Raw genomic sequence first — 13,263 nt, forward strand, 5'->3', positions numbered from 1 at the left:
CGGATGGAAGGGTACCGGGGCATCACCGGGGCCGGTCTCGAACCTCCCCGGCCCTGTCGCCTCGACCCCCCGGGCAGGAGCTCCCTCGCGCCCCCGATGGCGGCACTCATCATTCGCCGCTCGCACCGGGCTCGGGTCCGCACCCGCTCGTTCCGCAGATGCCGATCAATCGGCCGCAGCATCGATCCGGGGTGATGGACGCCATCACCAGCCCGCACCCGGCCCTGCCTCCCACCGAGCCCCCGCCCATGCCCGGCTCGCCGAGCGAGTCGACCGTGGGCGCCGCCATCGTCGACCCCAACGCTCGCCCCGGCACGTCCCCGAGCTTGCCGCCCCCCGGACCGCCCATGCCGCGGGTGAGCACGCAGCCCAATCAACTGCGCACCCTGCCCAGCGTGGTGCCGTTCCGCGCCCCCGTGCGCGGCGACATGATCCGCAACGCCGACAACGGCGTGTACTTCATGGGCGAGTACATCGGCGGTGGCTCCTATGGCGACGTGTACGAGTGCACCGACGAGTGGGCCAACCCGCTGGTGGCCAAGGTGCTCAAGCCGGCCATGTCGTTCGAAGAGGTCCGGCGCCAGTGGGAGAGCGAGGTCAACAACCTCAGCCGCATGCGGCACCCCAACATCACCTACATCTACGATGCATTCTTCTACGACAACGCGTTCTACATCATCGTGGAGAAGTGCCTCTACAGCCTCGATCGCGTGCTGCCGCGGATCGACGAGTCGTGGCTGCCCCACATCGCGCGTGATCTCCTGCAGGCGCTGTCGTTCATCCACCGCCACGGCCACGTGCACAAGGACGTGCATCCCGGCAACGTGTTCGTGAGCCTGACCAGCGACGTGATGGATGCCGAGCACGGCCCGCGGGTGTCGTTCAAGCTCGGCGATCTCGGCATCACCCGCGTGGAGACCGACATCCGCATCGTGGGCACGATCATGGCCCCGTGGATGCTGCCCCCCGAGGCCCTCGTCCCCGCCACGTTCGGCACCGTGGGGCGCCCCACCGACGTCTATCACGCGGCGCTGCTGTTGCTGTCGGTGCTGCGCCGCGAGGTCCCGAGCTTCACCGAGATGGAGATCGTCTCGGGGGTGCCCCAGCAGGTCGCCCAGAGCCTGCACACGCCCTATGCCTCGGCGCTGGCCAACGCCCTGCGGCCCCGGGTCATGCACCGCACCCAGACGCCGCTCGAGTTCTGGCGCGAGATCCAGGCGGCGCTTCAGTACGTGGGGCTCTAGTCCCGCCGGCGGCGCACGAGCATCGCGAGCACCAGCAACGCCCAGGCAAAATCCGACTCACCGGGCGCTCGAGCCGCGCAGGCACAGCCGCGATCGACCAGTTCATCGTCGAGCCCGGCGCCGTCGTCCGAGCCGCTCTCGTCTGCGGTGCCTCCGGACCAGTCGTCTCCGGTGTCGAGCGGCTGGGGGGGCGGCGGCTGGGGTGGGGGCGGCTGCGGCGGCGGTGGCTCCGGCGGCGGTTCCGGGGGCGGTGGTTCGGGCGGAGGCTCCGGAGGTGGACCCTCGAAGGGCGGTCCGCACAGCTCCCCCGGTCCGCTGAGCAGCTGGTTCACGCAGCCGTCCTGCCAGGTGCCCGAGGTCGTGGAAGGATCCCACGGGGCCATCGGCATCGCGTCGCAGCGCGAATCGGGGTTCCAGGTGCCGTTGGCGTCGTGGCAGGGCGTGAGGTCGAGACCGGTCTGCTGCTCGAGCCACGGCATCACGTGGGCAAACGTGGAATAGACCGTGCCGTAGCCGCACCAGTTGATGTCGTTGGGTGGCGTGTCGGGGTGGATCCGCGAGGCCGCCCCGATCACGCGCCACGTGCCATCGGGCATGCCCACCACCGCCGGACCGCCCGAGTCGCCCGGGCAGCCGCCGGCATCGTCGCCCAGCAGGCGGGCCGCGTCGTCGATCACCGCCTCGAGCACCTGCGGCGCCCAGCGCTTGGGGCCGTTGCCGCTGACCTCCTCCCAGCCGTCGGGGCCGAGGATCGCCACGTCGGCGCCGAACCCGACGATGAACACCTCGGCGCCGGGCACCATGGCCTCCCACTCGCAGCCCATGAGCGGGGGAACCACGTCGAGGTCGACCGCCTGCGAGAGCACGCAGTAGCCCACGTCGAAGCCGTCCGGATTGCCGTCGTGCCACTCGGGGTGGATGCCACAGAAGGCCGGGGCGACGTCGGCCACGGGCTCGAAGCCGTCCTCACCGAACCCGATGGAGGTGGGATCGCCAGGGCCGAAGGCGGGATCGATGCAGTGGGCTGCCAGCAGCACCACCTGTGGGTGCACCAGGGTGCCCGTGCAGAACGGGAACCCATCGATCCGCAGTGCCACCGCGGTGGCCCAGCCGCACGTCTCGACCTCCTCGCCACCCGCAACCGACTGGGGCTCGACGCTCGCGGCGACGCCAGGAGCCCCCATCGCGAGGGATGGCGCGACCACCGACGTCAAGAGCAATCCCAACGCCAGCCCGGCACGCACGATGTCCACGGTACGAGAGGAGGGCCGCTGCGTCAAACCGGTTGGGCTCACTTTGGGGTCCGCCCTAGAGGTATTCGGGCCATCACGACGATCGGACGCACGATCCGCACCCGCGCAGGATGAGGGTTTCGCGCCCGAGCACCGCCGTCCCTGGCCAACGCGCGGTACATTCGATGCGCCTTGGCCATCAAGACCATCGAGATCCCCCGCGGGGGACAGCTCACCCACCGTCGCCTGGGCCGGGTGAAGCTGCGCGTGCGCAGCGGCCCCGATCGCGGCCGGGAGATCGAGGTCCCGCGCACCACGATCACCGGAGGCCGCAGCGAGGTCAACGACCTGGTGCTCACCGACGGCTCGGTCAGCACCACCCACTTCGAGCTGGTGCTGCGCGATGGTGGGGTGCTGCTGCGCGATCGCGACAGCACCAACGGAACCTGGATCGGCAACGCCCGCGTGGTCGAAGCCTGGATCGACGTGGGCGCCGTGTTCTCGCCCGGCCAGCACACCGAGGTCGAGCTGCTGTCCGCCGAGGAGGTCGATGTCCCGATCTCCCCACATGATCGCTTCGAGGAGATGTACGGAGCGAGCTCGGGCATGCGCGAGGTATTCAGCGTACTCGAGCGAGCCGCCAACGCCTCACTCGACGTGCTGCTCGCCGGCGAGACCGGCACCGGCAAGGAGCTGGCCGCGCGAGCCCTGCACGGCCGGTCCCCCCGCGCCAAGGGTCCGTTCGTGGTGCTCGACTGCGCCGCCCTGCCGCGTGAGCTCGCCGAGGCCACCATCCTCGGCTACAAGAAGGGAGCGTTCACCGGGGCGCACGAGGACAACGCCGGGTGCTTCGAGGAAGCCCACGGGGGCACCTTGTTCATGGACGAGATCGGCGAGCTCCCGCTCGAGCTCCAGCCCAAGCTGCTGCGGGTGCTCGACCGCCGCGAGGTGCAGCGCATCGGCGAGGTCAAGCCGCGGCCGGTCGACGTGCGGCTGGTGGCGGCCACGCACCGCGATCTGCGACAGATGGTGGGTGAGGGAAAGTTTCGCGCCGACCTCTACTACCGCCTGGACGAGCTCACGGTGACCCTGCCCGCGCTGCGAGAGCGCGGCAGCGACATGCTGCTGCTGGCCGACCGCTTCTTGCAGGGATTCGCCCGCGACCGCGGCGTGGCGCTGTCGTTCTCCGACGAAGCCTACCAGGCGCTTCGCGCCCACCCCTGGCCCGGCAACGTGCGCGAGCTGAAGAAGGTGATCAAGCGCGCCGCCATGCTGTGCCCGGGCTCCACCGTGCGGCGCGACGACCTGGTCCTCGGCGGCGCCGTGGCCAATGACGCGCTCGACGAGTCGATCTACCGCCTACCGCTCGACGAGGCCCGCACGGAATTCGAGCGCGAGTACTTCAAGCGGCTGCTCGAGCGCACGCGCGGCAACGTGAGCGAAGCAGCCCGTCAGACCGGATACACGCGGCAGGGGCTGCGAGATCTGCTCAAGCGCATCGGCCTGAGCTAGCTCCAGGGCTTCGACGGCGGCTCCTCCAGCGCCTGCAGCACCCCGGCTTCGGCATCGAGGCGCACGCGCTGACCGGTTGCGAATCGCTCGGTCGCGCGATCGAGATCGACGACCGCGGGCAGCCCCAGCTCGCGAGCGACCACCGCCCCGTGCGACAGGGTGCCGCCGATCTCCGTGGCCAGCCCGCCCGCGATGCTGAAGTAGGGAGTCCAGCCCGCGTCGGTGAACGGAACGATCAAGATCTCCCCGGGCCGCAGCGCTCCCGCGTCGGCCGGCGTTCGAGCCACGCGCGCCAGGCCCTCGACCACGCCCCCGCTCACCGGGGTCCCCCGCACCTGCTGCATCCCGGCGGGGATCGGCGGCAGCGGAAGCGGCTCGGGCCTGGTCCGGCTGACCATGGGCATGCGCAGCGCTCGCTGACGACCGAGGGCGTGGCGTCGCCGGGTGGCGAGCCGGGCCATCGCACCGCCGTGGGTCGAGGGATCGCGGGCGAGCGCCACCAGCTCGTCGCGGGTCAAGAAGTAGACGAGGTCGGCCTCGGGCAGCCCCCCCTGCTCGATGAGCCGCTGGCCCAGACGCACGCAGCACGCCTTGGTGAGCCGGGCGACCCGCACCAGCAGCGACTTGCCGCGCTCGCGCTGACGGATTGCATCGTGAACCCGGGGCAGGAGCCACCGAACCCCGCGCCGGGCCCCGCGCGAGATCGCCAGGGCGTCCACGTCGACCGGCCGTGGGCGAGCGCGGTGGCCATCGCTCGACAGCGAGGCCCGCAGCACCGCCAGCAACGGGGTGGGATCCTGCGACCAGTCGCGCTCGCGCAGCTCGAGCTCGCCCACGCAGCGGTGGCCATGGCGCTCGATGAACGCACGCCAGCGCTCACCGGCCAGGCCGCTGCCGGGCTGCTCGAGCCAGGCCAGCAGCGCCGGGTCGTCCGCACCGCCCTCGGGGTCGCGCACGCGGGCCGTGGCCTCGGGGCTCTCGCGCAGGGCATCGACCAGGGTCTCCACGGCGGCTCCGATGTCGGCGCTCTCGACCCCGCCGATCCCCTGGAGGAGCGCCGCGAACGACGAGCCTCGATCGGAGGGCAGCGACTCGTCCCCGGCCAGCACTCGCTGGAGCACCCCCGCGAGCATCCCCGACCAGGTCGAGGCGATCATGTGCGCCTCGCAGGTCTCGACGCCATAGTCGACCAGCTCGTGTAGGCGCGCGATCAGGGCCTCGGTGTCGTCGGGCAGCGGCGCGTGGAACCTCGGCAGGGCCGCCTCGACCTCGGTGACCTCGGCCTTGGCCCGCCGCAGCAGCGGAAAGGCCCGCGCGGCGGTGCGCAGCCGCGTCCAGGTGCTTCGCGTGGGGTAGCCCTCGAGCTCGTCGAACACCCGACCTCCCAGGCTGCGATCGGCGTCTTCCTTGTTCGCCCCGGCGACCTTGGCCACGAACAAATAGGGAGCACGCATGCTCATCAGCAGGTGACCCGAAACGACGACGAAGCAGCGCCCACGCGCGTCGACCTCGTCGAACACCCCCATGCGCTCGTAGACTCGCGAGAACCCGCCGTCGATCATCTCCACCACGGTGGTGGCGGTGAGCGGCGTGATCGCCCCGGGCAGGATCTCGCCCACGTTGTAGCGGGTGAACCCCGGCGTCGGCACGTCGAGCGCGGTGTCGAGCTCGTCCAGCGGCGTGGGCCCCGACTCGGTGATCGGCCGTGCCTGCAGCCAGTAGAGGCCCTCGGCGTGATCGATGGCCCACTCCATGTCGAGCGGCTCGCCGCCCAGCTCGGCCCGGGCCACCCTGGCCTGCGCCACCATGGCCGTGAGCTCGGCGTCGTGGAGCACTGGCTGGTCGCCGACGAGCTCGCGCTCGAGCACCGTGCCGTCGTTCGGATCGACCACGTAGCGATCGGGCCGCTTGCGACCCGAGACCAGCGCCTCGCCGAGACCCTCGACCGCCTCGATGTGCCAGCGCGAGTCGTCGCCGCGCACCGGGTCGAGCGTGAACAGCACCCCGGCACAGCGAGCCCCGACCATGCGCTGGACCACCACCGACATGCGCGCGTCGCTGGCCCCTCCCGCGTAGGCCCGCACCCGCTCGTCGTGCACCGACGCCAGGCAACGAAGCACGGCCGCGCGCAGGGCCGTCTCGCCCTCCACGTCGAGCACCGACTCGTAGACCCCGGCGTAGGAGTGAACCGTGCCGTCCTCGAACGCGCCCGAGGACCGCACCGCAACCTTGCCCGCTCCGAGGGCGGCGTACGCCTGGCCCAGGTCGGGCGGGAGTGCGTCGGCGCGGGCATCCACGATCACGAAGCCCTCGGGCACCCGCAGACCGGCCGCGATCAAGCGGGCGAGGCCACGGGCCTTGCCTCCGCACGCAGGGTCGGTGGCGCGATCGAGGGGAACGAGCGAGGACATGGGGCTCGGCGGGCGCAGCGGAGATGTCGGTCGAAGCGGCCCGCCGGGCCCGTCTACGCACGTCGAGGGCGCAGAGCGGCGGGCATCCCGAACGCAGCATACCAGCGATTGGCCCAGCGATTGGCCCACGGATGCCCCCGTGAGCTGGCATGCTCGGTGCATTCAACGCCGGACGCGATGGCCCTCGTCGATTCCCTCCTCAAGCTGATGTCCGCCCAGGGGGCGGACGTGCTGGTGATCCCCTCGACCGAGCCTCCGTGGCTCGAGCGGCGCGGCGAGCCGCGTCCGCTGTCCATGCCCGCGCTGGGCCGCGACATGGTGGACGTGATGATCGAGGATCTCCTCGATGCGCCCGCGCGCGAGCAGCTGGCCGCCGGACAGCCCGTGGAGACCGTCTACGAGGCCGAGGATGGTCATGGCTACGCGGTCCTGGCAGAGCCTCGCAGCGATGGACCGCGATTGACACTTCGTCGCGCCGGAGCCGAGCTCGCGGCCCCTTCGTCCGCTCCGATGCCGGCCGAGCCCGGGCCACCGGCCTTTCCCGCGGCCCCGTCCGATCCCGAGCCCCCGCTCGAGGCCCCCGCGAGCAGCTCGATCCCGCCGGCCGCCAACCATCCCCCGTCTCAGGCCCCCGTGGTGTTCACCAGCGGAGCCGGTACCCCGCTCGAGCCGCTACGCAGCGAGCCGTTGCTCGACCCCGGCCCGCTCGGACCGGTGCTCGTGCAGGCGAGCCAGGAACGGGCGTCGGACATCTTGCTCTCGCAAGGCAGCAACGCCCGGCTGCGCGTCGCGGGAGAGATCACCGAGCTCGCCGGTCTGCCGATCGACGAGCCCATGATCCGTGGGCTCGTGCACCCCGTGCTGGGGCCGCGAGCCCAGCACGAGCTGAACCATGCGGGCAGCACCGATCTCGCCCTGCGCATACGCATCGAGGGCCAAGTGCAGCGCTACCGCGCCAACCTGTTCTTGCAGCAGAGCGGCCTGGCCCTCGCGCTTCGGCCGGTGCGCGCCGATCCGCCCACGCTCGACGTGCTGAACCTCCCGGCCGAGCTCGCCACGCTCGCCACGCTGGACAGCGGCCTGGTGCTGATGACCGGCACGGCCGGCTCGGGCAAGTCCACCACCCTGGTCGCGCTCATCGAGCACATCAACCGCACCGCGCCCAAGCACGTGATCACGCTCGAGGATCCCATCGAGTACGAGTACCGGCACCGCCGCGCGCTGGTCCACCAGCGCCAGCTCGGCGTGCACGTCAGCTCGTTCAGCGAGGGCCTGCGCGCGGCGCTGCGCGAGAGCCCCGATGTGATCCTCGTGGGCGAGATGCGAGACCACGCCACCGTGGCCGCTGCACTCACCGCGGCCGAGACCGGGCACCTGGTGCTGAGCACCCTGCATGCCGCCGATGCCACGATGGCCCTCGATCGCATCATCGACTCGTTCCCCGAGCATCAGCAGGCGCAGATCCGCTTCCAGCTCTCGGGGGTGCTGCGGGCGATCGTCACCCAGCGCCTGCTGCCCTCGCGGGTGCTGCCCCAGCGGGTGCCGGCGGTGGAGCTCTTGCGGGTCAACACCGCGGTGGCCACCAAGATCCGCGAGGGTCGCGGGCATCAGATCCTCAGCGAGATCCAAAAGGGCCGCGGCGACGGCATGCTCTCGTTCGAGGTGACCCTGGCCGCGCTCGTTCGCCGCGGCTTGCTGGCGACCGAGGCGGCCATGGCCCACAGCAGCAACCCGGCGCTGATGGCCGAGCACCTGCGCGGGCGTGGCTGACGATTCCTACGACCAGACGCAGGCGATTCCGAACGCACAGAGCATTCCCGGCGGGCAGAGCAGGCCGCCCGCACAGGACAGGACGCACTCGTTGGCTCCGTCGCCGGTGGCGTCGGTGCACTGCGCGACCGCCGTGCCGCCGGGCGGCGTGAGCGGGCAATCGGCCAGGGCCGTGCAGGACGCAGCGCATGCCCCCTGGGCGGGGTTCAAGGGGTTGAACACGCACTGCTCCTGGGGCAGGCACGCCACCCCCGGCGGATTGTTGATGCAGTCGCCGTAGCCGATGCTCTGGCACGACGACGTATCGAAGCCCGAGCAGTCGCCCAGGCAGCCGAGCGTTCCGCCGTCGAAGCCCTGCGAGAGGCAATCCTGCCCGGCGAGGTCGGCACCGTCGCAGACCTCGCCGGCACCGATGACGCCGTCGCCACAGGCACCCGGCGCGGGGCAGGAGCCGCCCACGCCCTGGCACGCCGGCTCGATGAGGGCCTCGTCGGCGCAGATGCCATCCCACTGGGTGTCGCAGCAGAACGGATCGATCGCGCACACGGCCGCGGTGCAGGCTGCATCGTCACACCCGGGGGTCCCGTTGTCCGCACAGCAATCGCCGCCGAAGTCGGCGCACCCGCTGGTGTCGAAGCCCGAGCAATTGCCCAGGCAGCCGAGCATGCCGGTGTCGAAGCCCTGGCTGATGCAGTCCTCGCCCGCGAGGTCGGCACCGTCGCAGACCTCGAGACCCTGGGCCACGTCATCGCCACAGACCGGCGCGGAGCAGGAGCCGCCCACGCCCTGGCACGCCGGCTCGGCGATGGCCTCACCCGCACAGACGCCATCCCACTGGTTGCTGCAGCAGAACGGATCGATCGCACACACGGCCGCGGTGCAGGCCAGGTCGTCGCACCCGGGGGTCGGATGGGCCGCACAGCAGTCGCCCGTGAAGTCGATGCAGCCCGTGGTGTCGAAGGCGCTGCAGTCGGCCTGGCAGGCCAGGGTACCGAGGTCGAAGCCCTGCGTCGCACAGGACTCACCCGCCAGATCCAGGCCGTCGCAGGTCTCGACCGGGCTGTTGATCGTGCCGTCGCCACAGTTGTCGCAGACGGCCGGGCACTCGACGAACGCCTCGTCGCCACAGATCGCGTCCCACTGATTGCTGCAGCAGAACGGGTCGAGCGCACACACGGCCGCGGTACAGGCCACGTCATCGCAGCCGGGGGTTCCGTTGGCCGCACAGCAGTCGCCGGCGAAGTTCGCACAGCCGCTGGTGTCGAAGGCCGAGCAATCGCCCAGGCAGCCGAGCGTACCCACGTCGAAGCCCTGGCCGACGCAGTCCTGCCCCGCGAGGTCGGTGCCGTCGCACACCTCGGTCCCCTCGATCGCATCGTTGCCGCACATGAACGCCACGCAGCTCGAGGTGTCGTAGCCCGTGCAGTCGTCCAGACAGCCGAGCGTGCCGGCGTCGAAGCCCTGGCCGATGCAGTCCTGACCCGCCAGATCGGTGCCGTCGCACACCTCGGCCCCCTCGATCGCATCGTTGCCGCACATGAACGTCACGCAGCCCGACGTGTCGTAGCCCGTGCAATCGCCCATGCAGCCCAGCGTACCGGCGTCGAAGCCCTGGCTGATGCAGTCCTCGCCCGCCAGATCGGTGCCGTCGCACACCTCGGCCGCCTCGATCGCATCGTTGCCGCAGTTCATCATGATGCAGCCCGAGGTATCGAAGGTGCAGTCGGGGTTGCAGGCGATCATGCCGGCGTCGAAGCCCTGGCTGATGCAATCCTCGCCCGCGAGGTCCGAGCCGTCGCACGCCTCGGCGCCCTCGACCACGTCGTTGCCACAGACCTCGCCCGGACCGGTGGTCGCGTCGGTGGTCGAGGCATCGGTGTCGCTCGTGGAGGCAGTGCCATCGGTCGCGGTCGAGTCCGGACCCGTGGTCATCGGCGTGTCGGTGTCGCCGGTGGTTCCGGAATCCCCGGTGCCGTCCTGCACCGCGGTGGTCCCCGTCGTGGTCGGGCCGTTCGTATCGGAGTCGGTCTGGGTGCCGCTCCCGCTCTCACTGTCCGAGTTGCTGGTTCCGATCGCGATGTCGTCGCTCGGGCACCCGGTCAAGAGAGCCAACGAGGTGCAAAGCGCTACCGCGCCCCATGAAGAGCTACGCAAGGTCATGGCAGGTCCCCCTCGCCCCGCCGGTCGCCCGCGCGGAGCCAAGCGATTCTATCGCGCATGGCGCCGGAAGCGGGGTTCGATCCGCGCCCCGAACGCCCATCTGGCGCGCGATCATCGCGGGAATTTTTGCCAACCCACCCCCGGTGGCTGCGGATAGGTGCCTCTGCAACCGCGGCTGACTCGCTCCGAGCGGCCATCTCCGCCACCTCCGAGGGCTTCACCCATGCGACCGACTGCCTCCCTGCTCCCCATCTCCGCCGCGCTCCTTGCGCTCACCGCGACCACCCCGGCCCTGGCCGGCGAGGGCGACGGGACCACCGTGGTCTCGGAGTCCGTCGAGGACGGACCGGTGAAGGTGGTGGTAGAGACCGACGCCGATGGCGACACCACCAAGACCACCGTGATCGAGGAGGCCGACGGCGAGGCCGTGGTGAAGGTCGTCGAGAAGGTCGAGGACGGGCAGACCAAGAAGGTCGTGAAGATCACCGACGGCGACCAGGCGGTGGTGATCGTGGAGAGCTCGGACGACGACGACGACGACGAGATCGTCGAGGAGGAGATCGTCGAGCATCACCATCATCATCGCCATCGCGACATCAAGTGGCTCGGCCTGCACGGAGGCCTGGTCTTCAACCCCGGCGGCAGCAACGGGCGGGTCTCCAGCGGCGACGGGCGGCTGCGTCAGAACCAGTTCAAGGCGTGCGCCGATCCGGCGGGGCAGACCGCGTGCGGCTACGTCAAGGGGCTCGACCTCAAGGTCCAGATGTTCGAGACCGACAGCGCGTGGCGCTACCCCCACTTCATCGGCTACTTCCGCACCGGCTTCGAGCAGGGGCGGGTGGTGTTCGAGCCGGGAGAAGGGGGCATCGGCCCGGGCCAGGCCACCCGCCTCGACTACACCTCGGTGCCACTGTTCCTCGGCGGCAGCCTGTACCTGTTCGACGAGTTCCCCGTGCGCCCCTACGCGGGCCTGGGCTTCGGGTTCGACGTGCTCCGCCTCGACTACCGCCGCGCCGAGGCGGCCCGCACCGTCGACGCCAGCGCGCGGATCGGCTTCGAGCTGCACGCCGGCCTCGAGGTCCGCATCAGCAACTACATCTCGCTCAACGCCGAGGTGATGCAGCTGTGGAGCGCGCGTCGCAAGATGCCCAGCCTGCCCGACTACAGCAACACGGGGCTGTCGGTGCTCGCGGGAGTCACGGTGGGGATTCCGGTGCGGCTCGACCGGCGCAACGAAGACCACGACGAGCACCACCACACGGTCAAGAAGGTCCGGCGCGTGAAGGACTAGGCTCGAGAGCCCCCGCTGGGATTCATGGGCTCGGAGCCGAGCGCCAACGACGGCTACTTCGCCGCCCGGCCTCGAGCCCGCTTCGAATCGCAGGGCGACCTTCGCACGAGCACGCGCCGCAGCTTCGTCGAGACGTCCGGTGGCACGTCCCCTTCGGAGAGGATTCGCCGGGCCTCGCGCTTGGCGTCCTCGAGCTTGCCGGCCCGAGCGAGCGAGGTGACGACGGCCACGGAGGCCCGGAGGGTGGCCTCGCCGCCCGCTGAGCCACGATCGGTGCCCTGGCGCTCCGCATCCGAACCGTCTCGACCACCCCGCTCGGCGTAGAGCCGGGCCAGGTTGTCGCGCGTCGAAGCGCGCTCGGTGAGGCCCGGGATCTCGGACCTCAGGATCTCGACCAACGTCGTCAGCTGCATCTCGGATCGAGTACCGCTCGAGTGGCTGGTGCGCCACGTCGGCTGCGTACGGGTCGATCGGAGATTCCTTCGTGATTCCGGGTGATCGAGACCGGAGATCTCGCGCAAAGTGAACGAGCAGATCCCGGGATCTCGCGCAAAGTGAACGAGCAGATCCCGGGATCTCACCGTGGGAGCATCCACGTGCAGACCCGCGTGCTCGGGGCGCTTCTACTCTTGGACACCCAGGTAGGGCGGCGACGCCCGCCACAGCTCCAGCATCGGCATCAGGCCGGTCGCCAGCAGGGGCAGCTGTGGAACGAGCGCGAGGGAGGCCACCACCTGGAGCGCCCGTGCGGTGTCCATGGCTCGCTGCACGTCCGGCTCGAGCACGCGCAGGCTCCGACGCGCCGCCTCGGCATCGTACGTCGCGGCGGCCGCGGGACCGAACAGCGCGAGATCCCACTCCGGGGGGCCGAGCGTGACGTCTTCGAAGTCGGCGTACCGGATCCCCGAGGTCGCGTGGATCAGGTTGTACGAGGGGGCGTCGCCGTGGATCGGCTGCACGGTGCCGCGGGGGAATGCTGCCGCGAACGACTCGCTCGAGGTCAGCACGGGCTCGAGTGCAGCCCACTCGCGCCGAGCCCGATCGAGATCGGCGGCCGCAATCAGCTCGGGATGATCGGCGAGGAAGGCGAGGCCGGGCGGAACCGTGGCGTGGACCGGCCACAAGAACGGCAGCTCGCCCGGGTACTCGCGCATCGTAGCGTGCAGTGCCGCAGCCAAGCCGGCGCTCGCAACGTAGTCTGGGGTGACGGTCGCATCGATCTCGACGAGCGTCCAAAAGGTCATCGAGAACCCCTCGTGCACCACTGGCTGGACCGGCACCAGCGGGCTGGGCACGACGACGGGCTCACCACGTGCCGCGAGCCACTCGACGATCCCGAGCTCTCTGCGCTGACGGGCGATCAGCTCCGCGCGCTCGAGCCCCGGCGGCAAGACGACGGGAATGCGGGCGACCAGCGGTGCAGGTGACAGGTGAACGACCACTGAGAACGCGTCGTGTAGAACTCGTGGCTCGATCACCGTGATCCCGAGCTCGCGCGCCACCGCAGCCGCGGCCTCGACGGCTCGGTTGGTGCGCCCGACGAGATTGCCCGACTCCGACATCGGCCTCATGGTGCCAGGCTTCGGGCTGAGGCGTTACCCTCGGCTCGGCCCAGTCAGGGCTCTCGATGGACCACCGCGCAA

Annotated in this window: 9 protein-coding genes; 4 read left to right on the forward strand and 5 right to left on the reverse strand. The window is 70.7% G+C overall.

What is annotated here, in order from left to right; all coding sequences use genetic code 11:
- The first annotated feature begins 194 nt into the window (after nucleotides 1–194).
- Nucleotides 195–1,244, forward strand: coding sequence for a protein kinase domain-containing protein (locus tag OEB96_RS35660; RefSeq protein ID WP_266221336.1), 1,050 nt, complete (start codon nucleotides 195–197; stop codon nucleotides 1,242–1,244).
- On the opposite strand, the gene OEB96_RS35665 is transcribed toward OEB96_RS35660, so the two are convergent.
- Nucleotides 1,241–2,488, reverse strand: a complete 1,248-nt coding sequence (locus tag OEB96_RS35665; protein WP_266221337.1) for a trypsin-like serine protease — start codon at nucleotides 2,486–2,488, stop codon at nucleotides 1,241–1,243. The genes OEB96_RS35660 and OEB96_RS35665 overlap by 4 nt on opposite strands.
- A 180-nt stretch (nucleotides 2,489–2,668) precedes the next feature.
- Between OEB96_RS35665 and OEB96_RS35670 the strand changes: the two genes are divergently transcribed.
- Entirely contained in the window at nucleotides 2,669–3,988 is a 1,320-nt protein-coding gene (locus OEB96_RS35670; protein ID WP_266221338.1) for a sigma 54-interacting transcriptional regulator, read from the forward strand.
- On the opposite strand, the gene OEB96_RS35675 is transcribed toward OEB96_RS35670, so the two are convergent.
- Complete coding sequence (locus tag OEB96_RS35675) at nucleotides 3,985–6,399, reverse strand: PEP/pyruvate-binding domain-containing protein (protein ID WP_266221339.1); 2,415 nt, start codon at nucleotides 6,397–6,399, stop codon at nucleotides 3,985–3,987. The two genes, OEB96_RS35670 and OEB96_RS35675, sit on opposite strands and share 4 nt — an antisense overlap.
- Before the next feature lie 177 nt (nucleotides 6,400–6,576).
- Here OEB96_RS35675 and OEB96_RS35680 point away from each other — a divergent pair, with 177 nt between their 5' ends.
- Complete coding sequence (locus OEB96_RS35680) at nucleotides 6,577–8,169, forward strand: type IV pilus twitching motility protein PilT (protein WP_266221340.1); 1,593 nt, start codon at nucleotides 6,577–6,579, stop codon at nucleotides 8,167–8,169.
- 6 nt (nucleotides 8,170–8,175) lie between these two features.
- On the opposite strand, the gene OEB96_RS35685 is transcribed toward OEB96_RS35680, so the two are convergent.
- Nucleotides 8,176–10,272 carry a hypothetical protein gene (locus OEB96_RS35685; RefSeq protein ID WP_266221341.1) on the reverse strand — a complete coding sequence of 699 codons (2,097 nt, stop codon included), beginning with the start codon at nucleotides 10,270–10,272 and terminating at the stop codon, nucleotides 8,176–8,178.
- A 280-nt stretch (nucleotides 10,273–10,552) separates the two neighbouring features.
- Here OEB96_RS35685 and OEB96_RS35690 point away from each other — a divergent pair, with 280 nt between their 5' ends.
- Nucleotides 10,553–11,620 carry an outer membrane protein gene (locus OEB96_RS35690; RefSeq protein WP_266221342.1) on the forward strand — a complete coding sequence of 356 codons (1,068 nt, stop codon included), beginning with the start codon at nucleotides 10,553–10,555 and terminating at the stop codon, nucleotides 11,618–11,620.
- 53 nt (nucleotides 11,621–11,673) lie between these two features.
- Here OEB96_RS35690 and OEB96_RS35695 read toward each other — a convergent pair whose 3' ends face one another.
- Together OEB96_RS35695 and OEB96_RS35700 are read right to left on the reverse strand one after the other, a co-directional pair.
- Nucleotides 11,674–12,033: a hypothetical protein gene (locus tag OEB96_RS35695; protein WP_266221343.1), complete on the reverse strand. Its 360-nt coding sequence runs from the start codon at nucleotides 12,031–12,033 to the stop codon at nucleotides 11,674–11,676.
- A 210-nt stretch (nucleotides 12,034–12,243) separates the two neighbouring features.
- Nucleotides 12,244–13,191 (reverse strand): phosphotransferase, encoded by a 948-nt coding sequence (locus OEB96_RS35700; RefSeq protein ID WP_266221344.1) that lies wholly within the window; start codon nucleotides 13,189–13,191, stop codon nucleotides 12,244–12,246.
- Nucleotides 13,192–13,263 lie beyond the last annotated feature (72 nt).

The organism is Paraliomyxa miuraensis (assembly GCF_026337845.1).
GTDB classification, from domain to species: domain Bacteria; phylum Myxococcota_A; class Polyangia; order Nannocystales; family Nannocystaceae; genus Paraliomyxa; species Paraliomyxa miuraensis.

Bases quoted from the DNA above. Each gene is read 5' to 3' on its own strand.
- OEB96_RS35660 (WP_266221336.1), top strand. From the start codon at position 195: ATGGACGCCATCACCAGCCCGCACCCGGCCCTGCCTCCCACCGAGCCC.
- OEB96_RS35695 (WP_266221343.1), bottom strand. From the start codon at position 12,033: ATGCAGCTGACGACGTTGGTCGAGATCCTGAGGTCCGAGATCCCGGGC.
- OEB96_RS35690 (WP_266221342.1), top strand. From the start codon at position 10,553: ATGCGACCGACTGCCTCCCTGCTCCCCATCTCCGCCGCGCTCCTTGCG.
- OEB96_RS35675 (WP_266221339.1), bottom strand. From the start codon at position 6,399: ATGTCCTCGCTCGTTCCCCTCGATCGCGCCACCGACCCTGCGTGCGGA.
- OEB96_RS35680 (WP_266221340.1), top strand. From the start codon at position 6,577: ATGGCCCTCGTCGATTCCCTCCTCAAGCTGATGTCCGCCCAGGGGGCG.
- OEB96_RS35700 (WP_266221344.1), bottom strand. From the start codon at position 13,191: ATGAGGCCGATGTCGGAGTCGGGCAATCTCGTCGGGCGCACCAACCGA.